Annotated in this window: 22 protein-coding genes; 7 read left to right on the plus strand and 15 right to left on the minus strand. The window is 72.2% G+C overall.

The features are described 5' to 3' along the window. Window positions 1-6: 6 nt before the first annotated feature. The 4 genes from ABTY61_RS16700 to ABTY61_RS16715 all read right to left on the minus strand — a co-directional run bounded on the left by ABTY61_RS16700 (window position 7) and on the right by ABTY61_RS16715 (window position 3,715). Window positions 7-846, minus strand: a complete 840-nt coding sequence (locus ABTY61_RS16700) for a metal ABC transporter permease (RefSeq protein WP_350505724.1) — start codon at window positions 844-846, stop codon at window positions 7-9. After that, entirely contained in the window at window positions 843-1,757 is a 915-nt protein-coding gene (locus tag ABTY61_RS16705; protein WP_350505725.1) for a metal ABC transporter permease, read from the minus strand. The genes ABTY61_RS16700 and ABTY61_RS16705 overlap by 4 nt, the downstream gene beginning before the upstream one ends. Further along, window positions 1,741-2,640: a metal ABC transporter ATP-binding protein gene (locus tag ABTY61_RS16710; protein ID WP_350505726.1), complete on the minus strand. Its 900-nt coding sequence runs from the start codon at window positions 2,638-2,640 to the stop codon at window positions 1,741-1,743. The genes ABTY61_RS16705 and ABTY61_RS16710 overlap by 17 nt, the downstream gene beginning before the upstream one ends. A gap of 100 nt (window positions 2,641-2,740) precedes the next feature. Then, window positions 2,741-3,715 (minus strand): metal ABC transporter solute-binding protein, Zn/Mn family, encoded by a 975-nt coding sequence (locus tag ABTY61_RS16715; protein ID WP_350505727.1) that lies wholly within the window; start codon window positions 3,713-3,715, stop codon window positions 2,741-2,743. A 331-nt stretch (window positions 3,716-4,046) separates the two neighbouring features. Between ABTY61_RS16715 and ABTY61_RS16720 the strand changes: the two genes are divergently transcribed. Both ABTY61_RS16720 and ABTY61_RS16725 read left to right on the plus strand, forming a co-directional pair. Next, window positions 4,047-5,090: a permease gene (locus ABTY61_RS16720; protein WP_502895339.1), complete on the plus strand. Its 1,044-nt coding sequence runs from the start codon at window positions 4,047-4,049 to the stop codon at window positions 5,088-5,090. After that, window positions 5,078-5,875 carry a TIGR03943 family putative permease subunit gene (locus tag ABTY61_RS16725; RefSeq protein ID WP_350505729.1) on the plus strand — a complete coding sequence of 266 codons (798 nt, stop codon included), beginning with the start codon at window positions 5,078-5,080 and terminating at the stop codon, window positions 5,873-5,875. Before ABTY61_RS16720 ends, ABTY61_RS16725 begins: the two co-directional genes overlap by 13 nt. A gap of 316 nt (window positions 5,876-6,191) precedes the next feature. Here the strand turns inward: ABTY61_RS16725 and ABTY61_RS16730 are convergent, their stop codons facing one another. Beyond that, window positions 6,192-6,785: a TetR/AcrR family transcriptional regulator gene (locus ABTY61_RS16730; protein ID WP_350505730.1), complete on the minus strand. Its 594-nt coding sequence runs from the start codon at window positions 6,783-6,785 to the stop codon at window positions 6,192-6,194. A gap of 124 nt (window positions 6,786-6,909) precedes the next feature. On the opposite strand from ABTY61_RS16730, the gene ABTY61_RS16735 reads away from it, so the two are divergent. Beyond that, window positions 6,910-8,019: an FAD-dependent oxidoreductase gene (locus ABTY61_RS16735; protein ID WP_350505731.1), complete on the plus strand. Its 1,110-nt coding sequence runs from the start codon at window positions 6,910-6,912 to the stop codon at window positions 8,017-8,019. Window positions 8,020-8,117: 98 nt separating this feature from the next. Here ABTY61_RS16735 and ABTY61_RS16740 read toward each other — a convergent pair whose 3' ends face one another. Both ABTY61_RS16740 and ABTY61_RS16745 read right to left on the minus strand, forming a co-directional pair. Next, window positions 8,118-9,236 (minus strand): fatty acid desaturase family protein, encoded by a 1,119-nt coding sequence (locus ABTY61_RS16740; protein WP_350505732.1) that lies wholly within the window; start codon window positions 9,234-9,236, stop codon window positions 8,118-8,120. A gap of 7 nt (window positions 9,237-9,243) precedes the next feature. Then, a complete protein-coding gene (locus ABTY61_RS16745; RefSeq protein WP_350505733.1) occupies window positions 9,244-10,302 on the minus strand; it encodes a ferredoxin reductase in 1,059 nt (352 codons plus the stop codon). An 87-nt stretch (window positions 10,303-10,389) separates the two neighbouring features. Here ABTY61_RS16745 and ABTY61_RS16750 point away from each other — a divergent pair, with 87 nt between their 5' ends. Then, the gene (locus tag ABTY61_RS16750) at window positions 10,390-11,556 is read left to right on the plus strand and encodes a PucR family transcriptional regulator (protein WP_350505734.1); all 1,167 of its coding nucleotides are present in this window, start codon (window positions 10,390-10,392) and stop codon (window positions 11,554-11,556) included. Between the two features lie 94 nt (window positions 11,557-11,650). On the opposite strand, the gene ABTY61_RS16755 is transcribed toward ABTY61_RS16750, so the two are convergent. Together ABTY61_RS16755 and ABTY61_RS16760 are read right to left on the minus strand one after the other, a co-directional pair. Beyond that, window positions 11,651-13,201, minus strand: a complete 1,551-nt coding sequence (locus ABTY61_RS16755) for a DEAD/DEAH box helicase (RefSeq protein ID WP_350505735.1) — start codon at window positions 13,199-13,201, stop codon at window positions 11,651-11,653. Between the two features lie 368 nt (window positions 13,202-13,569). Continuing rightward, entirely contained in the window at window positions 13,570-13,773 is a 204-nt protein-coding gene (locus ABTY61_RS16760; protein ID WP_030918248.1) for a cold-shock protein, read from the minus strand. Between the two features lie 468 nt (window positions 13,774-14,241). On the opposite strand from ABTY61_RS16760, the gene ABTY61_RS16765 reads away from it, so the two are divergent. Together ABTY61_RS16765 and ABTY61_RS16770 are read left to right on the plus strand one after the other, a co-directional pair. Then, complete coding sequence (locus ABTY61_RS16765; protein WP_502895335.1) at window positions 14,242-15,408, plus strand: serine hydrolase domain-containing protein; 1,167 nt, start codon at window positions 14,242-14,244, stop codon at window positions 15,406-15,408. Window positions 15,409-15,523: 115 nt separating this feature from the next. Then, window positions 15,524-16,699, plus strand: a complete 1,176-nt coding sequence (locus ABTY61_RS16770; RefSeq protein ID WP_502895336.1) for a serine hydrolase domain-containing protein — start codon at window positions 15,524-15,526, stop codon at window positions 16,697-16,699. Between the two features lie 157 nt (window positions 16,700-16,856). Here ABTY61_RS16770 and ABTY61_RS16775 read toward each other — a convergent pair whose 3' ends face one another. From ABTY61_RS16775 to ABTY61_RS16790, 4 genes are all read right to left on the minus strand, one after another. Next, window positions 16,857-18,272, minus strand: coding sequence for a sensor histidine kinase (locus ABTY61_RS16775; protein WP_350505736.1), 1,416 nt, complete (start codon window positions 18,270-18,272; stop codon window positions 16,857-16,859). Beyond that, window positions 18,269-18,952 carry a response regulator transcription factor gene (locus tag ABTY61_RS16780; RefSeq protein ID WP_350505737.1) on the minus strand — a complete coding sequence of 228 codons (684 nt, stop codon included), beginning with the start codon at window positions 18,950-18,952 and terminating at the stop codon, window positions 18,269-18,271. The genes ABTY61_RS16775 and ABTY61_RS16780 overlap by 4 nt, the downstream gene beginning before the upstream one ends. Beyond that, the gene (locus ABTY61_RS16785) at window positions 18,953-21,148 is read right to left on the minus strand and encodes an MMPL family transporter (protein WP_350505738.1); all 2,196 of its coding nucleotides are present in this window, start codon (window positions 21,146-21,148) and stop codon (window positions 18,953-18,955) included. It lies immediately after the preceding gene. Window positions 21,149-21,451: 303 nt separating this feature from the next. Beyond that, the gene (locus tag ABTY61_RS16790) at window positions 21,452-21,727 is read right to left on the minus strand and encodes a helix-turn-helix domain-containing protein (RefSeq protein ID WP_350505739.1); all 276 of its coding nucleotides are present in this window, start codon (window positions 21,725-21,727) and stop codon (window positions 21,452-21,454) included. A 62-nt stretch (window positions 21,728-21,789) separates the two neighbouring features. Between ABTY61_RS16790 and map the strand changes: the two genes are divergently transcribed. Continuing rightward, on the plus strand, window positions 21,790-22,557 hold the full coding sequence (map, locus tag ABTY61_RS16795; RefSeq protein WP_350505740.1) for a type I methionyl aminopeptidase: 768 nt from the start codon (window positions 21,790-21,792) through the stop codon (window positions 22,555-22,557). A 137-nt stretch (window positions 22,558-22,694) separates the two neighbouring features. On the opposite strand, the gene ABTY61_RS16800 is transcribed toward map, so the two are convergent. Together ABTY61_RS16800 and ABTY61_RS16805 are read right to left on the minus strand one after the other, a co-directional pair. Beyond that, a complete protein-coding gene (locus ABTY61_RS16800; RefSeq protein ID WP_350505741.1) occupies window positions 22,695-23,273 on the minus strand; it encodes a TetR/AcrR family transcriptional regulator in 579 nt (192 codons plus the stop codon). Between the two features lie 67 nt (window positions 23,274-23,340). Continuing rightward, entirely contained in the window at window positions 23,341-24,231 is an 891-nt protein-coding gene (locus ABTY61_RS16805; RefSeq protein WP_350505742.1) for an SDR family NAD(P)-dependent oxidoreductase, read from the minus strand. Window positions 24,232-24,419: the final 188 nt, after the last annotated feature.

Consider the following 24,419-nt stretch of genomic DNA (forward strand, 5'->3'; position numbering starts at 1 on the left):
ACGCGGTCAGCCCACCGCCGGGCGGGCGGTGCGGGCCACCGGGCGGACCAGGAAGGTGACCGCATAGACGGCACTGGCGACGGCCATGATCGCGAAGCTCGGCGGCAGTTTCGGCGCCGCCGCGCTGAGCAGCAGCCCGCCCCACATCTCCGCCACCGCGAGCGCGGCGGACAGCGCCAGCGCCCGGAACGGACGGTCGGTGAGCCGGATCGCCGCGCCGGCCGGGGCCGCGAGCAGGCCGAGCAGCAGCAGCGAACCGACGGCCTGGGTGGCCTCGCCGGCGGTCGCGCCGACCAGGGCGAGGAAGCCGAAACCCAGCAGTCGTACCGGAACACCGCGGGCGGCGGCCACGGCCTCGTCGAGCGTGGCGAAGAGCAGCGGCCGGGCGATCAGCAGCAGGACCACGCAGATCGCGCCCGCGATGGCGACGGCCACCGTCGTCTGGCTGCCGTGCAGGCCGAAGATCGAGCCGAACAGCACGCTCGTCCCCGCGCCGCCCTGGGCCCCGCTGCGCGAAGTGGTGTAGACGGTCAGGAAGAACGCGCCCAGGCCGAGGATCCACGCGAAGACACTGCCGATCACCACATCGTCCGCACGGCCCCGGCGCCCGAGCCCGCCGATCAGCAGCCCCACCCCGATGGTCGCGGCGAACAGCCCGAGCCGCAGGTCGTAGCCGCCGGCCAGGGCGGCCATCGCGCCGGTGAACGCGACATGGCTGAGCGCGTCACCGGTGAAGATCTGCGCCCGCAGGACCAGGAAGTAGCCCACCAGCCCGCAGGCCAGCGCGATGAACGTCCCGGCCAGCACGGCGTGTTGGAAGAAGGCCTGGGTGACGACCGTGCTCATGCGGCACCTCCGAGCGCGATCGGCGGGCGGGCCCGGCCGATCGCCTCGCGGGCGAAGCGCAGCAGACGGGCGAGGACGAATCCGGCGAAGGCGAAGCCGGTGACGAAGAAGCCCAGCGGGTACGGCTGGTAGTAGGCCGCGATCAGTCCCGCCCAGCACGCCGTCAGCCCGATCGCCACCGACAGCAGCAGACTCGGCCCGGGCCGGGCGGTGAGCTGCTGGGCGGTCGCGGGCGGTATCACCATCAGGGCGAACACCAGCAGCGTGCCGGTGATCTGGCTCGCCTCGGCGGTCGCCGCGCCCAGCAGCACCAGGAACAGCGTGCCCAGCAGCCGCACCGGCACCCCGCGCCCGGCGGCCACCTCCGGGTCGACGGAGGCGAACAGCAGCGGCCGTCCGATCACCGCCAGCACGGCCAGCACCACCGCGCCGACCACCGCCAGGGTCACGACCTGGCCGGTGGTGACGCCCAGGAAACTGCCGAACAGCAGCGCCGTCGGCCCCTCCAGCAGGCCCTTGTAGAGGCTGATGAACAGGTAGCCGCAGGCCAGCACGAACGCCTGCACCGTACCCGTGACGGCCGACTCCTCGGCACCGCCGTCCCGCCCACCGCGAGAGAGAGCCGCTATCACCAGCGCCGCGGCCACGCAGAAGCCGAAGTAGCCCAGCGAGGTCGAGAAGCCGAGCAGCACCGCCAGGGACGCGCCGGGAAAGGCCGCGACCGACAGGGTGTGCCCGGCGAAGGTCTGCCGGCGCAGCACCATGAACCAGCCCACCACCGCGCACACCACGGCCACGACCAGGCCGGCCCGGAAGGCGTTCACCATGAAGTCGTAGGACCACATGTCCTGGAGGTCGGCGAGCAGGTTCCAGGTGAAGACCGGCGAGGCCGCGTCAGAGGCCAGCAGCATGACCGCCCCCGTTCCCGTGCCGGTCGGTGTGGACGGCCGGGGCCTCCGGCTGGCCGACGACCACCAGCCGCCCGTCGCCGGTGCGCAGCACCTCGACGGGCGTGCGGTACAGGCGGGTCAGCGTCGCGGAGGTGATCACCTGTTCCGGGGTGCCGGACACGGCGCCGCCCTCGGCGATGTACACCACCCGGTCCAGGTGGTGGAGGATCGGGTTGACGTCGTGCGCGACCATCACCACCGACACCCCTTCCTCGCGGCAGATCCGCCCCAACAGCGCGGCCACGGCGCTCTGGTTGGGCAGGTCGAGGCTGTCCAGGGGTTCGTCCAGCAGCAGCAGGCGCGGGCGCCGTATCAGCGCCTGGGCGATCAGCAGCCGTTGCTGCTCGCCGCCCGAGCACTGCCCGATCGGCCGGTGCGCGTACGTGCCCGCTCCGACCAGTTCGACGACCTGGTCGACCCGCTCCCGGGCGGCCCGGCGCCTGGCCCGGCCCAGGCCCGGGACGGGGATCCCCCACAGATCCCCGTCCAGGCCCAGCCGCACCACATCCACCCCACGGATGCGGACGCTCGCGTCGAAGTTGCGGCGCTGCGGCAGGTACCCGACGGCGGCGTTCCGCTCGCCCGGCGCGGCACCGAGCACCCGGACCTCGCCGGCCGCTGCCGGAAGCACGCCGAGCAGGACCTTGACCAGGGTGGACTTGCCGACCCCGTTCGGGCCGAGCACGGCGCTGAACTCCCCGGCCCCCACGGCCAGATCGACACCCGACCACAGGGTCCGCCCGCCCACGCGCACGGCCGCCCCGCGCAGCGACAGCACCGGCTCCGCGCCTGGCCCGGTGCGCACCGTCTCCGTACGGACCTCTTCGGCCGGGTGGATGCTCACGCGCCCGCCTCTCCCTCAGCCTCTGGCCGGGGGTACCCCCATCGCTCGCCAGGGGCATTCGCCCGTGCGCACCTCTTGACGGTGAGCCCGCTTCGCCCGCTCACTTGCCCGTCGCCTGCTTCAGTGCGTCGGCGAGGCCCTGCAGCTGCTGGGCCTGCCAGTCCTGGAAGGTGGCGTTCGCCGGGGCGAGGGTCTCGGTGACCTGGGCGACCGGGATCCCCTGCGCCTTCGCGGCGTTGACCTGGGCGACCACGTCGGGGTTGGAGTTCTGCGTGTTGTAGACGTAGACCTTGATCTGCTTGCCGGAGATCTGCTGGTCGATGGTCGCCTTGTCGGCGGCGGTCGGGTCGGTTCCCTCGCTCTCCGCGTCCAGGAACGTCTCCGGGGTGAGCATCTTCAGGCCGACGCTCTCCGCGAGCGGGGTGACGATCGACTCCGAGGCACCGATCGGGGTGCCCGCGTACGTGGCCTTGATGTCGGCCTCGAGCTTGTTGTACGTGGCCAGCGTCTGGGTGGTGAACGTCTTCTTCTGGGCGTCGAAGTAGGCCGCGTCGGCCGGGTCTATCGTCTTGTAGTCGGCCGTGATCCGGTCGATCACCTTGGTGACGCTCTCCGCCGAGTACCACTGGTGCGGGTTGTCGCCCTCCTTCTTGCCCAGCAGGTCGCCGACCTTCAGCGCGGTGCGGCCGGAGGCGGGGTTGGCCGCCAGCAGCTTGTCCGACCAGGCGTCGTAGCCGATCCCGTTGCTGACCACGTACTCGGCCCCGGCGACGCTGCGCCCGTCGGCGGCGGTCGGCTCGTAGGAGTGCGGGTCGGTGTCCGGGTTGGTGATGACGCTGGTCACCTTCACGTGGTCGCCGCCGAGCTGGGTGGCGATGGAGCCCCAGAAGTTCTCCGCCGCGACCACCTGGATCACCTTCGGACTCCCGCCGCCGGCACTGCTCGCACCGGCCGAGGCGGTCTTCGCCGGGGAGGAGGTCGAGCAGGCGGTGGCCGTGGCGAGCGCGGCGACGACGGTCGCGCCGAGCGCGACGCGGAGGGTACGGCTGGCCGATCTGGACGGGGTGGCACGCATGACGGGGCTGCTCCTCGAAACCTGCCGGCCCCGCCGCCTGGCAGGGTCCGGCTCCGTTGGACACCGCCACCCTAGATGGAAACGGTTTTCAAAACCATGGACTTCGTGGGCGCAATGGAAATCATTGCCAGAACTTGCCGAACCTTGACTGCGCCCGAGCAGGGAGGGGTGACCGATCCGGCCGAACCGTCCAGGTGCCCGAGGTCCCGCGACGGCTCGGCTTCTGGCAACGCCCTAGACTCACCCCGGTCTCAACGCGAAAGACGGCCGCACCCGAGGAATCCCGAAGCATCCCGAGCGAAGGAGCGCCCAGCCGCCCATGGCTGACGAGATGGCAGTCGAGGCCCGGCCCCACCCGGTCGCGGAGCCGGAACCGGAACCGGAACCAGGACCGAAACCGGAACCGGAACCGAGACCGACGAATCATGCCCCTTACCCGATCGGCTCGCTCGGAGTACTGGTCGCCGGCATGCTCGCCGTCCTGGTCGGCCGCCACGTCCTCGGCGACCGGACAGGACCGGCGTGGCTGGAGGCCTGGGGCGCGGTCTTCGTCGCCGTCTGCGTGCAGGCGCTGCCGTTCCTGCTGCTCGGCGTGGTGCTGTCGGCCGCGATCGCCGGGTTCGTCCCGGCCCGCCTGCTGGAGCGGGCGCTGCCGAGGAACCCGCTGCTCGCCGTACCGATCGCCGGTGCCGCCGGAGTCGTGCTGCCCGGCTGCGAGTGCGCCTCGGTTCCGGTGGCCGGACGGCTGATCGCGCGCGGAGTGGCTCCGGCGGCCGCGCTGGCGTTCCTGCTCTCCTCACCGGCCGTCAACCCGGTGGTGCTGGTGGCCACTGCCGTCGCCTTCCCCGGGCGGCCCGAACTCGTGGCCGCGCGCTTCCTGGCCTCCCTCGCGACCGCGGTGGTGATGGGGCTGCTCTGGTCACGCTTCGGCCGCCCGGAGTGGCTGCGGCCCAGGACACCGTCGAACGGTCCGACCGGATGGCCGGCATTCCGCGCCTCGCTGGAACACGACGTCCTGCACGCCGGCGGCTTCCTGGTGATCGGCGGGATGACCGCGGCCACCCTCAACGTCGCCGTGCCGCGCGGCCTGCTCAAGAGCCTGGCCGGACTGCCGGGCGTCGACGTCCTGGTGCTCGCCGTGCTCGCCGTCCTGCTCGCGGTCTGCTCGGAGGCGGACGCCTTCGTCGCAGCCGGGCTGACCTCCTTCTCCACCACCGCCAAGCTCGCGTTCATGGTCGTCGGCCCGATGGTGGACGCCAAACTGATCGCCCTTCAGGCCGGCACCTTCGGACGGGCCTTCGCCTGGCGCTTCAGCTCCACCACCTTCGTCGTCGCCGTCACCGCGGCGACCCTCACCGGCTGGTGGCTCCTGTGAGGCGCGAGGTCAGGGCACTGCTGCACATCCTGCTCGGCGCGGCGGTGCTGCACATCTCGCTCTTCAGCGAGCTGTACCTGCGGTACGTGCGCCGGGGCCTGCGGCCGTACCTGATCGCGAGCGGCGTGCTGCTCGTCGCGGTCGGGCTCGTCGGCGCGGTCAGCGCCGCGCGACAGCTGCTCCGCCCCGGCCACGACGAGCCCGATGCCCACGACGGGCCCGATGCCCACGACGGTCCCGATGCCCACGACGGATCCGAGGGCCACCAAGGGCACGGCCACGACCACCACGGCGCGCCCCGTACGGCGTGGCTGCTGCTCCTGCCCGTCCTGGCGATCTACCTGCTCCAGCCCCGGGCCCTCGGCGCCTTCACCGCGCAGCGCTCGGACAGCACCGCCGTCAGACCCGCCGAGGCGGCGGGCGGCTTCGCGCCGCTGCCCGCGACCGACCCGGTCGGCATGCGGCTCGCCGACTTCGACTCCCGCGCGCTCTGGGACAGCACCGGCTCACTCAAGGGCCACCGGATCCGGCTCACCGGCTTCGCCACGCCCGGCCCCGGCGACGGGACTTGGGACCTCGCCCGGCTGACGATCTCCTGCTGCGCCGCCGACGCGTCCAGCAGCAAGGTGGTGATCCACGGCGCCGACGCACCGCCCGAGGGCACGTGGGTCGAGGTGACCGGCGAGTGGCAGCCGGGCGGACCGAGCGGCCAGGACGGGGCGGTTCCCGCCCTGACCGCGAGCCAGGTCCGCCGGATCGGCGAACCGGAGAACCCCTATGAGTGAGCGCCCTTCGGCTCCGACCACCGAAGCGGCCCGGGGCCGGCGAGGGCAGCGGGGGCAGGTCGGTGAAGCCGGTCCCCCTCCGGAACAGGCGAGGTGCTCTCCGCGAACCAGCCCCCGCAGACGTACCTGAACGCCTTCGACCGGGCCTACCACGGCAGCCGCGCACCGCTCGTCATCGACACCGATCTCGCCCCCGGGCACGGCACCGGCCCCGGCCTCCCGGCGGCCGAGACGGCCCTGCTGGACCTGTGCCGCCGCGACGGCGTCCGCTGCGTGCGCAGCGTCTCCGCGCACTTCGGGGCGCCTGGCAGCCCGGTCAGTCGGTCGGGTGGGAGGCGGCCCAGCCGTGTTCGAGCAGCGCGAAGGCCTCGTCGGCGGCTCGGCGCGGTTCGGCGTGCCGCAGGATGAGGCCGCGGGCCTCCAGGGCGAAACGGGCCAGGGCGGCGCAGCTGACGTCGTCCTCGGGGGCGCCTACCGCCTGGGCGATGACCCTGGCCAGGGCCGCCTCGTGGCGCATCCACATGCGCTGGGCGTAGTCGCGCAGCGCGGGGGTCTCCTGCACCAGACGCGTGAAGTCGGCGAAGCGCGGGTCATCGGCATGGACGGCGAGCTGGGTCTGCTTCAGCAGGAGGTGCTCGCGCAGCGCCTGCGGGATCGACCGGCCCGGGGGCCGTTCGCGCACGGCGGCGACGAGTTCTGCTTCCAGTTCGTCGTCCTGGTCGAAGACCAGGGCTTCCTTGCCGGAGAAGTGCTTGAACAGCGTGGTGACCGAGACGTCGGCGCGATCGGCGACGTCTTTGACGCCGACCTGGTCGTAGCCGCGTTCGAGGAAGAGCTCAAGCGCGGCGTCGGCCAGGGACTGGCGGGTCTGGGCCTTCTTGCGCTCGCGGCGCCCGGTCGGTTCGGTCACTCGCACACCGTACCTCGAAGTACATCCGCTGCGAAAGTTGAGTCATTGCACTTATTTAGCGAGTGTGCTTTCTTAGTGATGCCGGGTCTCCCGGCGGATCACCCCACCTCCCGAGGGACACCCCATGAACTCTGCTCGTGATCCCCGCATCGCGATCGTCGGCGCCGGCCTCGGCGGCCTCACCTGCGCCCGAATCCTCCAGCAGCACGGCCGCTCCGTCACCGTCTTCGAACGCGAGGCCTCCGCCGATGCCCGCCCGCAGGGCGGCTCCCTCGACATGCATCCCGGTACCGGCCAGGCCGCGCTCGGTGCGGCAGGGCTCCTGGACCGGTTCCACGCCCTGGCCCGCCCCGAAGGAGACGAGTGGCGCGTGATCGACTTCGCCACCGCCGCCCTCCTCACGCAGCAGGGGCCCACCCCCGACGGAGGACGGCCCGAGATCGACCGGGGCCAGCTGCGCGGTCTGCTCCTGGACTCGCTCACCGAGGGCACGGTGCGGTGGGACCGCGCCGTCACCGGCGTCACCCCGCTGGCGGACGGCACCTGCCGGCTGCTGTTCGGTGACGGCACCGCCGAGGACTTCGACCTGGTGGTCGGTGCCGACGGCGCCTGGTCACGCGTGCGCCCGGCCCTGTCGCCCGCCGTACCCGACTACACCGGCGTCACCTTCATCGAGACCGGATTCGACGACTGCGAGACCCGCCATCCCGACCTCGCGCGGCTGGTCGGCAACGGCTCGATGCTGGCGAAGGGCGCCGGCCGGACCCTGGTCGCCCAGCGCAACAGCAACGGCCACATCCGCGCCTACATCGCGCTCCGCGCGCCCGAGGACTGGCACGTGGCCGCCGGTGTCGACCCCGGCGACCAACGGGCCGTGCGGACCCACCTGTTGAGCGTGTTCGACGGTTGGGACGAGAGCCTGCGCTACATCCTGCGGGGCGGCGACCACGGGTTCGTCCACCGGTCCCTGTCCGTCCTGCCCGCCCCGCACACCTGGGAGCACGTTCCCGGCGTCACGCTGCTCGGCGATGCCGCGCACCTGATGCCCCCGGTCGGCCTCGGCGCCAATCTCGCCATGCTCGACGGCTGCGACCTCGCCCGAGCCCTCGTCTCCGAATCCCGGCTCGACGACGCCGTCCGCGCCTACGAGAGCATCATGCTGCCGCGCTCGGCCGAGGCCGCGACGGGCAGTGCGCAAGGGCTCGACCACCTCGTTCCCGCCACGGCCCCCTGACCCGACGCCGTCGGCCTTCGGGGGCGGGCCGCCCCCGGAAGGCCGGCGACGAGGAGGACGGGCGTGTCCTTCACGCGGATCCGCACCGGTAGCGGCTGTCAGACCGCGACGGGCTCCTGCTTGCGGACCGGCGTCGTGACCTTGGGCTTCCTGTTCGGCAGTGAGAGCCGGAAGACCTTGTGCCAGGCGGAGAACACCTGCTTGGGCAGCGGCCCGGTGACGTACTCCAGCTCGTACTTCTCGAACAGCGCGCGTACCTTCACCGCGACTTCGGCGTACCGGTTGCTCGGCAGGTCCGGGAACAGGTGGTGTTCGATCTGGTGCGACAGGTTGCCCGTCATGAAGTGCATGGCCCTGCTGCCGCTGATGTTCGCCGAGCCCATCATCTGGCGCAGGTACCACTGGCCGCGCGTCTCGCCCTTGACCGACTGGCGCTCGAAGACCTGTACGCCCTCCGGGAAGTGCCCGCACATGATCACCGAGTGGGTCCAGATGTTGCGGACCAGGTTCGCGGTGAACGTGGCGGCGAGCGTGGTGAGGAACGACGGGCCCGACAGCAGCGGGTGGATCACGTAGTCCTTGAGCACCTGCTTGCGGATCTTGCGCCCCACGGCCTTGGCCCGCGCGCGGAACTCCGGGTTCCTGCGGCGGCGCTTGTGCAGGTTCTTGCCGAGTTCGAGGTCGTACGCCGCGATGCCGTACTCGAAGAAGCAGGCGTTGACGAAGTTCCACAGCGGCTGGCCGAGGTGGAACGGGTGCCACTTCTGGTCCTCGTCGACGCGCATGATGCCGTAGCCGAGGTCGTTGTCCTTGCCGATCACGTTGGTGTACGTGTGGTGCAGCTCGTTGTGCGAGTGCTTCCACTGCGCGGCCGGCGAGACGTGGTCCCACTCCCAGGTGGTGGAGTGGATCTTCGGGTCCCGCATCCAGTCCCACTGGCCGTGCAGGACGTTGTGGCCGATCTCCATGTTGTCCATGATCTTCGCCACGGACAGCCCGGCGGTGCCGAGCAGCCACGCGGGCGGGAAGATCGAGAACAGCAGCACGCCCCGGCTGGCCAGCTCGAGCTTGCGCTGCGCCGAGATGACCTTGCGGATGTAGGCGGCGTCCTTCTCACCGCGGTCGGCGATCACCTCGTCGCGGATCGCGTCCAGCTCGCGGCCGAGCTCCTCGATCTGCTCCGCGGTCAGATGGGCGGTGGGGTCGATGGCGGTCAAGGTGCGCCTACCGTTCGATGTCGCAGGGGCCCGCCGCGGCGGACACGCAGGTCTGGATGAGGACGCCCGGCTCGGCCTCCGTGATCTCGCCGGTGCGCAGGTCGCGGACGGCGCCCGCCTTGAGCGGCGTGACACAGCCGAAGCAGATGCCGATGCGGCACCCGGAGGGCATGAGCACGCCGGCTTCCTCGCCGATGTCGAGCAACGGCGTGGCGCCGTCCGCGTCGACGGTCTTGCCGGTGGCGCTGAAGGTGACCTCGCCGCCGTCGCCGGTGCCGACGACGACGCGGGGACGGAACCGTTCGGTGTGCAGGCGGTCTCGGACGCCGTGTCCGGTCCAGTGCTCCTCTGCGGCGTCGAGCAGGCCCGCGGGCCCGCAGGCCCAGGTCTCGCGCTCGGCCCAGTCGGGCACGAGTTCGCCGAGACGGGCGATGTCGAGCCTGCCGTCCGTGGCGGTGTGCACCTCGGTGAGGCGCAGCTTCCCGTCCGCGACCAGGCCTTGCAGTTCGTTGCGGAAGAGCACGTCCTGCGGCTGCGGCGCGCAGTGGACCATGACGGCGTCGTCGAACCCGGTGTCGCGCAGCATGCCCATCACGGGCGTGATGCCGCTGCCGGCCGTCAGGTACAGCACCTTGGCGGGCGTGGTCTGCGGCAGCACGAAGTCACCGGTCGACTGGTCGAGCTGGATCAGCGTGCCCGGTGTCGCCCTGCGGACGAGGTGGTTGCTGACCTTGCCGTCCGGGATCGCCTTCACGGTGATCGTGATGCGGCCGTCCCGGCGGTCCGTCGGCGAGGTGATGGAGTAGGCGCGCCACAGGCGCCTCCCGTCGACGTCGACCCCGATCCGCACGTACTGGCCGGCCTGGTGGCCGCGCCAGCCCCGTCCCGGCCTGATCACGACGGTCGCGGCGTCACCCGTCTCGGGGTGCACGGCCTCGATGCGCCCCCGCAGCTCGGCGCCCGCACGCAGCGGGCTGACCAGGTCGAGGTAGTCCGACGGCAGCAGCGGCGTCGTGACCATCTCCAGCAGTTTCCATGCCCTGCTGCGGAGGGCTGCACTCGTCATGACTCCAGCTTGCTGCGCCGCAGGGCGTAAAGTCCTGACCGTAGGACGTAAATCTGGTCGGCTGAATTGTTCGTAGGGAACAAGAACGTGAGCCATGCCACCCGGAGGGCCGGCGAACTGGTCCTGGACGAGACGACGGTCACCGCACTTCGGGCCGCGCTGACGGCGACCGCCGACGAGGTCGTCGAGGCGATCATCGACGAGGTCCCTCCCTACGCCAACGCGCTTTCGGGCCGCATGGGCGCCACCATCCGCCGAGCCGTCCGCACCGCCCTGGGGCACTACCTGGACCGCGCCAGCGGGAACGCCACGGGCGGCGACGCCGGTGACGCGGCCTACGAGCTGGGCCGCGGCGAGGTGCGCGACGGCCGTTCGATGGACGCCCTGCTCAGCGCCTACCGCGTCGGCGCCCGGGTGGCCTGGCGATGCCTGGCGGCGGGTGCCGTACCCGCGGGCCTGCCCGCCGCGGAGGTCGCCAAGTTCGCCGAGCTGACCTTCGCCTACATCGACGAGCTCTCCGCCGCGAGCGCCGCGGGCCATGCCGACGAACTGGCCGCCCGGGGCAGGGCCAAGGAGCGCCACCTGGAACACCTGGCCCGCGACCTCCTCGCCGGCGCGAGCCCGGACGTGCTGCTGGCCGCTGTCCAACGGGCCGGGTGGCAGCCTCCGGTCTCGCTGACCGCGGTCCTGCTGCCCGCCGCCCAGGCCCGGCCCGCCTACCGCGTGCTCGACCCGAGCACCCTCGTCCTCGACGATCTGCCGGACGCCACCGGCGTACTGCTCGTCCCCGATGCCGACCGGCCGCACCTCCTGCGGCAGCTGACCGACCGCACCGCCGTGGTCGGCCCGGCACGGCCCTGGACTCGCGCGTCCGCCTCGTACGCACGGGCCGTACGTGCGCGCTCCCTCTCCTCCGAGATTCGCGACACCGAGGACCACCTGCCCGAGCTGGTGCTGAGCGCCGACGTGGACGCGTTCGCAGACCTGCGTGCCCGAGCCCTCGCGCCGTTGCGGACCGTGCCTGTCGCGACCGCACGGCGGCTGGAGGAGACGTTGCGGGCGTGGCTGCTGCACCAGGGCAGGCGGGACGAGGTGGCGGCGGCGTTGTTCGTCCATCCTCAGACAGTCCGGTACCGGATGTCGCAGCTGCGGGAGCTGTTCCCGGATCTCGCCTCGCCGGAGCGGGTCCTTGAACTGACCCTGGCGGTGGGTCTCCGGGACAACCGGGCCATCGGGGCGGGGCCCGCGGGGTGAGCGGCAGTCGGGTGCCGGCGAGGCACCCGCCGCGCGGTCTGCGGCACTTCCGCGATGCCTCCTGCCCACTCGTCCTCCCGGCCCCACGTACGTGCTATGCGACGAGGGCGACGCGGCGCGGTGCCCGGCGGCGACCGGAGGAGCCCTTGTTGTCGCGGCCCGTGGCGGTCACACGGGTGTCGCCGCCGGTGGAGGCGGGGCGGCCGCGGCGGCCGCGGCTCGTGGACGCGCTGCGGCGGGGGCGTTCGACGACGGGGTCGGCGATCACGGTGGGGATGCCCGTGGGCACCCGGGCGCCGGTGATGCGGGCCAGCTCCTCGTCGCCGGCGCTGACCCGGGTGGTGACAGGGGTGATGGCGGCCGTGGTCATCATGCGGGCCATCGCGCGGCGCTGGTTGGGCAGGACGAGGGTGACGACGGTGCCGGACTCGCCGGCGCGGGCGGTGCGGCCGCCGCGGTGCAGGTAGTCCTTGTGGTCGCTCGGCGGGTCGAGGTTGACGACGAGGTCGAGGCCGTCGACGTGGATGCCCCGGGCGGCGACGTTGGTCGCGATCAGCGCGGTGACCTGGCCGGTCCGGAACTGCTCCAGGGTGCGGGTGCGCTGCGGCTGGGACTTGCCGCCGTGCAGGGCGGCGGCCTTCACCCCGTTCGCCAGCAGGTCCTCCACCAGGCTGTCGGCACCGTGCTTGGTGTCGATGAACATGATCACACCACCCTCGCGGGAGGCGATGTGCGCGATCGTGGCGGCCTTGTCGTAGTTCTGTACGTGCAGCACGTGGTGCTCCATCGTGCTGACCGCGCCTGCGGACGGGTCCACCGAGTGGGTGACCGGGTCCTTCAGGAAGCGGCGGACCAGGCGGTCGACGTTGCGGTCCAGGGTGGCGGAGAACAGCATCGTCTGGCCGCCTTCGGCGACCTGTTCCAGCAGTTCGGTGACCTGCGGCAGGAAGCCCATGTCGGCCATCTGGTCGGCCTCGTCGAGCACCGTGACACCGACCCCGTCCAGCTGGCAGTCACCGCGCTGGATCAGGTCCTTGAGCCGGCCGGGGGTGGCCACCACGACCTCCGCCCCGCGGTTCAGCGCCTGCGCCTGGCGGCCGATCGACATCCCGCCGACCACGGTCGCCAGCCGCAGGCGCACCGCGTGGGCGAACGGGGTGAGGGCGTCGGTGACCTGCTGCGCGAGCTCGCGGGTGGGGACCAGCACCAGGGCCAGCGGGCGGCGCGGTTCGGCGCGCCGGCCGGCGGTGCGGGCCAGCACGGCGAGGCCGAACGCGATGGTCTTGCCGGAGCCGGTGCGGCCCCGGCCGAGGACGTCACGGCCGGCCAGCGAGTTCGGCAGTGTCGCGGCCTGGATCGGAAACGGCGTGGTGACGCCCTGGCGGGTCAGCACCGACAGCAGCGCCTTCGGCATGTCCAGCTCGTCGAACGCTTCGACGGCCGGCAGCGCCGGAGTGGTGCTCACCGGCATCGCGAACTCCCCTTGCAGGGGGGAGCCCTGACGGGAGTTCCGGCCGCCGGCGGGCCGGTCGCCGTAGAAGGAGCTGCCGCCGGAGCGGGAACCGTAGGCGGTGCCGGCGGATCGGGAGGAGGCCGAGGAGCGGGAGTTGGCGTTCTGGTACGAGGATCGGCGGGACCGGTTCATGGAAAAACCTTCCTGGGGCGGCACGTCGCGAGGCGGCTCCGCAGCGCGGGGCGCCGGCAGGAGACCGCGGGGAACGGCCGAAAGCATGGAGAGGGCGGGGCGTGGACGGTGAAACCGTGCGGCACGTCACCTCAGGCCCGCGCTCACCGCGAAGGGCGGGAGCGAAGATCCTCGAACCGTGGGTGTCACGGCAGGGCGCCGATCCGGACGCGGCGCTGAGCGTCTCGCGTGGGAATGGCCGCCGGTGGCGGAGCCGGGGGGCCTGAACGGCCGGGGTGTGCGTTGTGGCGCAATGCCGAGGGGCCCGCACCGGGCATCATGTACGCGGTGCGGGCCCCTCGCTACCAGGCGGGTGCCGTGGCGGAAAACTACAGCGGACGAATGTTCTCGGCCTGCGGGCCCTTCTGGCCCTGCGTGACGTCGAACTCGACCTTCTGGCCCTCGAGCAGCTCACGGAAGCCGTTGGCGTTGATGTTCGAGTAGTGGGCGAACACGTCAGGACCGCCACCCTCCTGCTCGATGAAGCCGAAGCCCTTTTCCGCGTTGAACCACTTCACAGTGCCATTAGCCATAAAAAAATCTCCTTCAAGGGCTGTCCGAAGCGTGCACAGCGCGCGCTTCGAGTCGCCGCGATGAGCACCCACCCGGGGAAGAGCCGGGAAACAAAAATGCGCCTGCGAAACATCAGCAGGCGCACACAAAGTTCATGGGAACCACTACTGCAACTACAACGACTGTAGCAGGCCCAGGCCCGCCGCGGGCGGAATTTCCACCCCGGTTCCGCCGGCCGGGCCATCGAGGTCCTCCGCGCGGCCCACGGACGGCGTCCGCGTGAGGGTTCGCGGCGGGACTGCTTCGAGCACATCGCGGCGGACCGATCGGCACCGGTGGCCAGGAGTACGGTCCCGGCCGGGGGCGGCTCCCGGAGTCTGCTCCCGGGCGCGGTTTCGTCCTGGGTGCGGACGAACTCCCCTGCCGCTGAATGGTCCTCTTGATCAAGGCCGGGAACCACCGGCGCCATTCATCGGAGGGGTCCTTTCGTGTACGAGCATGCACCGAGCAGCCGCTTCCCGCTCTCCCGCCGGAGCTGCCGACACCGGGCGGCGGCGGTCGTGACCGCCGCGGCCGCCGTGGCCGTGATGGCCGGGGCACTGGCACCGGGCGCGGCGTTCGCGGGCGGCAGGCCGGACAGCGTCCAGTCGAGCCTGAACGCGCTGGTGAAGGACGACGGCCTGCCCGCCGCGCTGGCCTCCGCCAAGGGCCGCGACGGCCGCACCCACACCTACACCGCCGGCGTCGGCGACCTCGCCACCGGAACCAAGGTCCCCAAGGACGGGCAGGTACGGATCGGCAGCAACACCAAGCCCTTCACCGCCGTCGTCGTCCTCCAGCTCGTCGCCGAGGGAAAGGTCGGCCTGGACTCCCCCGTCGAGACCTACCTGCCCGGCCTGCTGCGCGGCGACGGCATCGACGGGCGGAACATCACCGTCCGCCAGCTGCTCCAGCACACCAGCGGCCTGCCCGAGTACGTGGACAAGGGCTCGATCCTCGCCGACCCGAAGCGGTACTTCGAACCGCGGGAACTGCTCGACGCGGCCCTCGTCCAGAAGGCTCACTTCGCCCCTGGCACGCGCTGGGAGTACTGCAACACCAACTACCTGATGGCGGGCCTGATCATCCAGAAGGTCACCGGACGGCCGCTCGGAGAGGAGATCAACCGGCGCATCGTCGACCGCGTCGGCCTGCGCCACACCTACTTCCCCACCCCGGGGGACATGAGCATCCACGAGGCCCACCCCAAGGGTTACCACCGGGGCGCAGACGGCTCGCTCCGCGAGTACACCGAACTGGACCCGTCCTGGGGCTGGGCGGCGGGCGCCGTCGTCTCCACCGACACCGATCTCAACGCGTTCTACGCCGCGCTCCTCGGCGGCCGGCTCCTGCCCGCGGCGCAGCTCGCCGAGATGCGCACCACCGTCCCCGCCGACGAGGTGGCTCCGGGCGCCCGCTACGGGCTGGGCCTGATGAGCCGGCCGCTGTCGTGCGGCGGCGTGTACTGGGGCCACGGCGGGACCATTCCGGGCTACGACACCTCCGGGGGCGCCACCGACGACGGCCGCGCCGTCAGCATCACGGTGACCACGATCCCGAGTGACCCGGCCAAGCAGCACGTGTTGGCCGCGGTGGACTCCACCCTGTGCCGCTGACCCTCCCCGCTCCGGCCTGATCCGGCCTGAGCGTGCACACCGCTAGGGCCGGGGGGTTCTGCGCGCGGAACCCCCCGGCCGTACCGATTCCCCCCTCCAGCAGAGGAGTTCCTCGATGCACGAGCACGTACAGCACAACCGGGCCGGCCGACTCCGCCGCGGCCGGCGCGGGTTGGCGGTGGCCGTGGCCACCGCGGCCGCCGGGGCCGTGATGGCCGGGGCGCTGGCACCGGGTGCGGCGTTCGCGGGCGGCAGGCCGGACAGCGTCCAGTCGAGCCTGAACGCGCTGGTGAAGGACGACGGCCTGCCCGCCGCGCTGGCCTCCGTCAAGGGCCGCGACGGCCGCACCCACACCTACACCGCCGGCGTCGGCGACCTCGCCACCAGGGCCAAGGTCCCCATGGACGGGCAGGTACGGATCGGCAGCAACACCAAGCCCTTCACCGCCGTCGTCGTCCTCCAGCTCGTCGCCGAAGGAAAGCTGGGCCTGGACTCCCCCGTCGAGACCTACCTGCCCGGCCTGCTGCGCGGCGACGGCATCGACGGGCGGAACATCACCGTCCGCCAGCTGCTCCAGCACACCAGCGGCCTGCCCGACTACATGGAAACCCCCGCGCTCCCGGACTTCACCACGATCCAGTACCGCTACTTCGAGCCCCGCGACCTCCTCGACAGCGCCCTCGCCCAGAAGGCCCGCTTCCCCGCGGGCACCAGCTGGGAGTACAGCAACACCAACTACATCGTCGCCGGACTCCTCATCCAGAAGGTCACCGGACGGCCGGTCGGCGAGGAGATCACCAAGCGCGTCATCGACCGCGCCGGCCTGCGCCACACCTACTTCCCCACTCCCGGGGACATGAGCATCCACGAGGCCCACCCGCACGGCTACTACCGCAGCTCGCCGGACGCGGCTCCGATCGACTACACCGAGATGGACTCCTCGGCGGCCTGGGCCGCGGGAGCGCTCGTCTCCACCAACACCGACCTCAACGCGTTCTACGCCGCGCTCCTCGGCGGCCGGCTCCTGCCCGCGGCGCAGCTCGCCGAGATGCGCACCACCGTCCCCGCCGAGCTCCTGGGCCCGGGGGTCCGCTACGGGCTGGGCCTGCAGAGCAAGCCGCTCTCCTGCGGCGGCCTCCTCTGGGGCCACGGCGGGACCACCGCGGGATACCGCTCCCGCAACGGGATCACCGACGACGGCCGCGCCGCCGCCATCACGGTCACCGCCATCCCGGGCGAGGCCGGCGCGCAGCACATGGCGGACGCCCTGGACGCGGCCCTCTGCCGCTGACCCACCCCTAGGCGTGTCCAGGGTGCCGGACACCGGGTCCGCGGCCCCCAGGTCCACGGGCCGAACCCGCATGGCGCCTCCCCGGCCCCGCACGTTCCGGGCAGTCACGGTGCCGGCCCTCATCCGGTGGTCGAGGGCTTGATCCGGCCACCGGAGTTCATGACATGGCATCGCCCGCGGCGGGCAGCGTCACCGTGACCAGCGCGCCGCCTTCGACCGCCGCGCCGATGGACACCGTCCCCTGGTGCGCGATCGCGATCTCCCTGACGATCGCCAGGCCGAGCCCGGTCGAGCCGCTGACCAGCTCGCGGCTGGCGTCGAGGCGGACGAACCGGTCGAAGACCCGGTCCCGGTCCTCGGCGGGGATGCCGGGGCCGTCGTCCGCGATGGTGATCCGGACCAGGCCGTTCGCGGTGCTGCCGGCTGCGGGCGGGGAGGCGGTGACACGAATCGTCGTGCGTGCGTGGCGGACAGCGTTGTCGAGGACGTTGCGGAAGAGCCTCGACAGGTCCTCGGTAGCGCCGGTCACGGCCAGCCCCGGCGGCACCTCGACCGAGACGGCGACGCCGACCGGCGCGGTCGTCTCCGTCAGCTCGGCCAGCAGCGGTGCCAGTTCGACGCGGCCGCGGCGGGCGGCGGCCTTGCCGGCGTCGGTCTTCGCGAGCAGCAGCAGATCGCTGATCAGCGCCTCCAGCCGGGTGGCCTGTTTCACCGCGCGCGTGGCGATGTCCGGCCACGGCGCGCGGTCCGGGTGGGCGAGGCCGACTTCCAGACCGGCGCGGATCGCGGTGAGGGGGCTTCGCAGTTCGTGGCTGGCGTCGCCGACGAAGCGGCGCTGCCGGGAGGCTGAGTCCTCCAGCCGGGCCAGCATCGCGTTCATGGTCTGCGCGAGGTGGCCGATCTCGTCGTCGGTGCCGGGTTCCGGGACCCGTTGGGTCAGGTCCGCCGCCGAGAGGTCGGTGATGTCGGTGACCGCGCGGCGGATCTGCTCGACCGGTCGCAGGGCCCGGCCGGCCACGAGCCAGACCGTGGCGCAGGCCAGGAGCAGCAGCGCCGGCAGTCCGATGATCAGCAGTCGCGCGAAGGTCTCGTTCACCTGGGCGAGCAGTGAAGTGGGCGTCAGGGTGACGACGGACACCGGTTGTCCGCCGACCGTGTCGTGCTCGCCGTAGACCGTGACCTCGCCGGGGACGACGCCGTCGGCGGCCTTCTGACGGACCGGGGACGTGGCACCGGGTGGCAGGTCGTAGACGGGGCGTACTGCGCTCAGGGTGCGGGTGGCGGCGAGGACGCGGCCGTCGGCGGCCAGTACCTGGGCCTCGGCGGCCGGGTCGAGGGAGGAGGCCGGGAGCGGGCTCGGGAACGTGCCGTCGGCGGAGGCCGACTGCTGGACCTGGGTGGCGTAGGTGCGCACCTGGCTCTGCACCGTGCGTCGAGCCGAGTCCGCCTGGAGCAGGTACATGATCACGAGGCCGAGCGTGACGGCCGCGGTCAGCGCCAGGCCCGCGGCGACGGTCACCCGCGAGCGCACCGTCGCGGGCCGGAACCTCCTGAGCGCCTCAGCCGTGGTCACGAGTGCTCCCGGATGACGTAGCCCTGCCCTCGCACCGTCTCGACGACCGACCCGCCGCCCGCGCCAGGAGCCTCGATCTTGCGCCGCAGCCGGTGCACCAGCACTTCGACGGCCGTCGGGTCGCCGTCGAAGTGGACGTCCCAGCAGTGTTCCAGCAGCTCGGTCTTCGACACGACCCGTCCCGCCGCCCGCAGCAGGTACTCCAGCACCGCGGCCTCACGTGCCGTCAGCTCCAGTGGCCGACCGTGGCACGTGACGGTGCGTGCGGCGGGGTCCAGCGCCAGGCCGGCGGCGGCGAGCACGGCCGGCCTGGCGCCGAGTGCGCGCCGGGTCAGGGAGCGCAGGTGGGCGAGGAGCACCGGGTAGGAGAACGGCTTGGGCAGGTAGTCGTCGGCGCCGCTGTCGAGGCCCTCGGCGTGGTCGAGGTCCTCGTCCAGTGCCGTGAGCATCAGGATCGGGGTCCAGATCCCGCGCTCGCGCAGCGTGCGGCACACCTGGTAGCCGTCCATCCCCGGCAGCATCACGTCCAGGACGATCACGTCGTGCGGGCTCTCGGTGGCCTTCCACAGCCCGTCCACGCCGTTGCCCGCGACGTCCACGACGTAGCCCTCCTCCGCCGCCAGGCCCCAGGCCAGGGCCTCGGCGACGTCCGGCTCGTCCTCGACCACCAGCACTCGCATCTATCCAGCGTCCCTTGCGGTCGGCGCGGTGTGCGCGGGTGTGCACCGTGCCGCGGGCAGGTCGGGGCCCGCTACGGCTGCGGGCTTCAGGCGCAGGATACGGCGGGCCCGGTCCGGCAGCCACCAGTTCCAGGCGCCGAGCAGCGAGACCAGCGCGGGCAGCAGCAGCATCCGCACCACGATCGCGTCCAGCACCACTCCGGACGCCAGCCCGGCGGCGATCTCACGGACCGTCATATCGTTGGCGGTGGACAGCGAGGCCAGCGCGAAGAACAGGATCACGGCGGCCGAGCTCACCAGGCGCCCCGTTCGGGACACGCCCTCGATGATGCCTTCCCGGGTGGACCCGGTGCGATCAAAGCCCTCGCGGACCCGGGCCAGGATGAAGACCTCGTAGTCCATCGAGACGCCGAACAGGAATCCGAAGATCAGGACCGGCGCGAAGGCGTCGATCGTGCCGTAGGTGCCGGTGCCCCACAGCGCCCGCATGCCGATGCCGTACTGGAACACCAGGACCAGGATGCCGTACGTCGCGGCCACCGAGAGCATGTTCAGCAGCACCGCCTTCGCGGGCAGCAGGAGCGAGCGCATCCCCCGGGCCAGCAGCAGGAACGTCACCAGCGCCACGATCCCGAACAGCAGCGGGAACGAGCCGTACGTGGCGTTCGTGGCGTCGATCCGCTGAGCGCCGTCGCCGCCGACCAGCGCACCGGGTGCCGCCGAGCCGCCCGCCGCGCGGATGTCTGCCAGCGCGGTGCCACTGTGCGAGCTGCCGATCTCGGTCTGCGGGATCGCGACGACCAGCGCCGAGCCGTCGCTCGCCGACCAGCCGGGTCCGGCCGCCACGGCGGCGCCGCGCAGGCTGGACAGCGAGTTCAGCGACGCGACGAGCGCCGGGGCGTCGGCGGCGTGCGGGACGTGGACGGGGACGGCGGTCAGCGTGCCGGACGGGAAACCGTCGGTCTCCAGCGCGTGCAGACCGTCGGTGTAGCTGCCGGCCGAGGCCATGGCGTGGGTGGTCGGCTGGGCGACGTCGATCGTGGCCGCGGTGCCGGCCAGCGCGCCGAGCAGGCCCAGGCCTACGACCGCCGCGAGCACCCGGTGCTTGATCACGCCGACCGACCAGGCGGTCCAGAACCGGCTGGCCGCCGTGCGGCGCGACGCGCGGCGGGGCCAGTCGACCCGAGGCCCGACCTTGGACAGGATCGCGGGCAGCAGGGTCAGCGCGACGAGCGTCGCGGTGGACGGGATGAACAGCCCGGAGATCCCGATGCCGCGCACGACCGAGTTGGGGATCACGATCAGCGCGAACAGCCCGAGCGAGGCGACGACGCCGCTGAACCAGACGCTGTGCCCGGCCCGCTTCATCGCGGCGAGCACCGCCTCGTCGTTGGACTTCCCCGCGCTGCGCTCCTCGCGCCAGCGGGTGACCACCAGCAGTGAGTAGTCGATCGACAGGCCGAGCCCCAGCAGCGCGACGATGTACTGCACCGAGGGGTTGAGCGGCGAGGAGGACGGCACGAGGTAGGTGAGGCCGTAGATGAGGACCTGCATCGTCAGGACGCTGATGACGGCGGTGAGCAGCGGCAGCAGCGCCAGGAGCGAGCCGAACACCCACGCCAGGACCAGTAGTGCGCCCGCGGCCCCGATCAGCAGCTCGGTCAGCACCGAGGAGTTGCCGCTGCCCGTGGTGTTCCCGGCCTCCAGGGCGTGGTAGCCGGTGCCGTGGACGGTCAGAGCCGGCGCGGCCTGCCGCGCGGCGGCGGTCAGTCGGTCGACCTGCTCCGGGCCGATGTCGTCGTTCGGCCTCGGCGGGTAGGCGAGCACGATGGTGCTGGTCCGGTCCGCGCCGACCAGCGCGGCGTCACCGGCGGCCGCGAAGGAGACGACGCGCAGATCCGGCGCGGTCCTGGCGAGCATGGCGTCGATCCGGGTGAGGTCCTGTTTGACCTGCGGTGTGTCGACGGTCTGCCCGGCCGGGGTGTTGAGGATCAGCACGCCGGGGTCGGCGGCCGCGCCGCCGTAGTGCGCGGAGATCGCGGTGTTGGCTGTGAACGCGGGGCCGTTGACGTGGCTGCCTGGCTGCAGCCGGCCGGACAGCGAGGGCGCGAGCACCACGCCGACAGCGGTGACGAGGAGCCACAGCAGCCCTACGGCCAGGCGGTGCCGGGTCACCCAGGTTCCGAGTCGTTCCATCTGAATCTCCCTGCGGACGGGTCCGGGCAGGTGTCTCCCGGTCACCCGCACCGTAGGGAGGCGCAGCTTTCAGAACCCTTTCGCGCTGAGGCCACCGCTCCGCCCGGCCCGCGCCCCCCACCGGCGCGGGCACCGGCACGGCCCGGACCACGACGGCGTCCAGCGGGGCGGCGGAGCCGAAGGCGCGTCATCGTCCTACCGGACCGGCCCGTTCCTCTTGAAGAAGTCGATCAGCCCTTGCGTGTCCGACGGCTCTCGTCGTCATCCGGGGGCTGACGTGAGAAGCCCGAGCCGTGCCGGGATTCACGCCGACATGGCCTGGTCGCCGCCGTCGGCATCCTCCGCGCAGGCGGCGGCCAGGTCATCCAGCGACAGGTCCAGCGCGTAGGCCAGGGCCGCCACGGTGAAGAAGGCCGGGGTCGGGGCCCGACCGGTCTCGATCTTGCGGAGCGTCTCCGCGGACACCCCGGCCATCGCCGCCACGTCGACCATGCTGCGGTCACCGCGGGCCTGGCGGAGCAGGGCCCCGAAGCGCTCCCCGCGTTGCCGCTCGTGCGGACTCAAAGGAACTCTCACCATGACCGTGATACTAATACCGGTATAAGTATTGGGCAACGTCGCATCGCAGGGAGACCCGACACATGGTGGAGATCAAGACCGACACAGCACTGGAGCTGATGCGTGAGGCAGGACGCATCGTGGCCCACGCACTCGAAGCCGCCCGCGCGGCGGCAGCCGTGGGAGTTCACCTGCGCGCGCTCGACGAGGCCGCCCGCACCGTCCTGACCGAAGCCGGGGCACGCTCACCGTTCCTGGGCTACCAGCCCTCCTTCGCCCCCGCGCCCTTCCCCGCAGTGATCTGCACCTCCGTCAACGACGCCGTCGCACACGGCATCCCCGACGGCTACCGGCTGCGCGACGGCGACCTCGTCAGCATCGACTGCGGCGCCGAACTCGACGGCTGGACCGGCGACGCCGCCATCAGCTTCACCGTCGGCACCCCCCGCCCGGCGGACCTGGCCCTCATCGCCGCCACCCAGCAGGCGCTGGACGCCGGCATCGCCGCCGCCACCGTCGGCCACCGCATCGGAGACATCTCCCATGCCATCAGCACGGTCGCCCGCAAGGCCGCCTGCGGCATGCCGACCGACTTCGGCGGCCACGGCATCGGCCGCCGGATGCACGAAGACCCCCACCTCCCCAACCACGGACGCCCCGGCCGCGGCTTCCCCCTTCGCCACGGCCTCACCCTCGCCATCGAACCCATGCTCATGGCCGGAGGGCGCAACGACTACCGCACCGACCGCGACGGATGGACCCTGCGCACGATCGACGGCAGCCGAGCCGCCCACATCGAACACACCGTCGCCGTCACCGAGAACGGCCCCCGCATCCTCACCCTGCCCTGACCTCGAATCCGCTCATGCCCGGTGCAACGACGTCGGCCGCTGTCGGGAAAGTACCGACCAGCGGCCCCGGGCTCCGATGCGGGGGAGGGTCGTGGCGGCAGGTGCGGATCACCCCGGTTGGTGCGCGGGTGGTGTTCTCACGCGTGCTGGGGCGTGGCGTGCAGTCCTTCGAGGAGTGTGGCCAGGTAGCGGCGCGCGGTGTCGATCCGGTCGGCGGGTGTGCCGCCGTGGACGTTGACGGCGTAGGCGATGCCGCACATGAGCGGGACGAGGTCGGTGGCGGTCAGGTCGCGTCGGACCGCTCCGGCATCGCGAGCCCGGCCGAGGAGTGCGGTGCCGACCGACCGAAGTGTCTCTTTGAGCTCCGTGGTGCGCGGCAGGGCGTCGGCGGCTGCCGCGGCGACCGGGGCGAGGGACGCGTCGGTGACCTGCGCTTCGACGGTGCGGAACAGGAAGCCTTCGAGGGCGCGCCAGGGGTCGGTGCCGGTCAGAGCTTGCCGGCCGTGGTCGGCCAGGGCTTCCAGGCAGGGGGTGGCGACGGTCTCCAGCAGCGCCTCGGGGGTCGCGAAGTGCCGGTAGACGGTGCCGACTCCGAGTCCGGCGCGGCCGGCGACGTCGTTCAGCTGCAGGGGTGTGCCCTGGTCGACCAGGGCACGGGCGACCGCGACGATCCGTTCCCAGTTGCGGGCCGCGTCCTTGCGCAGGGGCATCGTCATGGGGGACATGATAACCGGATTCTCCATCCGGATGATGCCCCCGACGGCACTCGCACCGCCTGGCTGGTCAGGTGACGGTGAGAGGTGCGCACCGTTCACTGAGCCGGCGCACGTCCCGGACGATGCGGGGGTCGGTCGCTGCGCGCAGCGGCGCCACCGGGTGCGCCTGGGCCCCGATGACGACGCCGGTCCGGCCCGCGAGGGCTTCGTCGGTGGCGGCGACGATCGAGGGCCGGGCAGCCACGGACGCCGGACCCGAGGTGGAGCGTTCGAACTTGCGGCGCACCAGCGGCCACAGTAGCCGTAGGGCCGGTGAGACGATCCGCGGGTCGGTCATGGTGCCGTTGGTCATGTCGGTCGCGGCGCCTCCCGGGTCGGCGGCGAAGACGGAGGCGGCCGTGCCCTTCAGTCGGTTCGCCAGGTCGAGCGTGTAGGCGAGGTTGGCGAGCTTGGCGCGGCCGTACCAGTGGAAGCCGTAGTAGCCGCCGGGCGGCTCGACGGCGTCGAAGACCTTCTTCGCGAGCCCGACCGCGCCCGAGGTCACGTTCACGATCCTGCTCGGCGCCCCGCCTGTCAGCGTGGGCAGCAGCAGTTCCGTCAGCAGGTACGGCGAGAGGTGGTTGACGACGAAGGACGCTTCGATGCCATCCAGGGTCCGTCGCTGCGGGAACATCGCCCCCACGTTGTTGACCAGCACGGTCAGCGGGTCGCCGGAGGCGGCGTGCTCGGCGGCGATCCGGTCGGCGAGCGCGCGCACCTGGTCGAGCGAGCCGAGGTCGGCGGGCAGGAACCGTCCGGGATGCGCCGGGTTCGTTGCGTTGATCCGGTCGACCGCCCGGGCACCACGGTCGGCGTTGCGTCCGACCACGGTGACCGAGAACCCGGCGCCGGCCAGTCCCAGGGCCGTCTCCAGCCCGATGCCGGCCGTCCCCGCCGTGACCACAGCCGTCTTCACCATGTGCACCTCCACCCAGATATTCGGATAGTTCATCCGCTTGCTGGGACGGTAGCACACAATCGGATGAACTATCCGCTTAGCGGTGTCGGGCGGCGGGCAGGCAATGCCGGGCGCCGTTAAGCCGCGCCGGTCCGAGCACGCCGGACGGCCCGGGGAGTCCGGGGTGTGCTGTAGAACCTTTGACGCGA

The organism is Kitasatospora sp. NPDC096128 (genome assembly GCF_040303105.1).
Lineage (GTDB): Bacteria > Actinomycetota > Actinomycetes > Streptomycetales > Streptomycetaceae > Kitasatospora.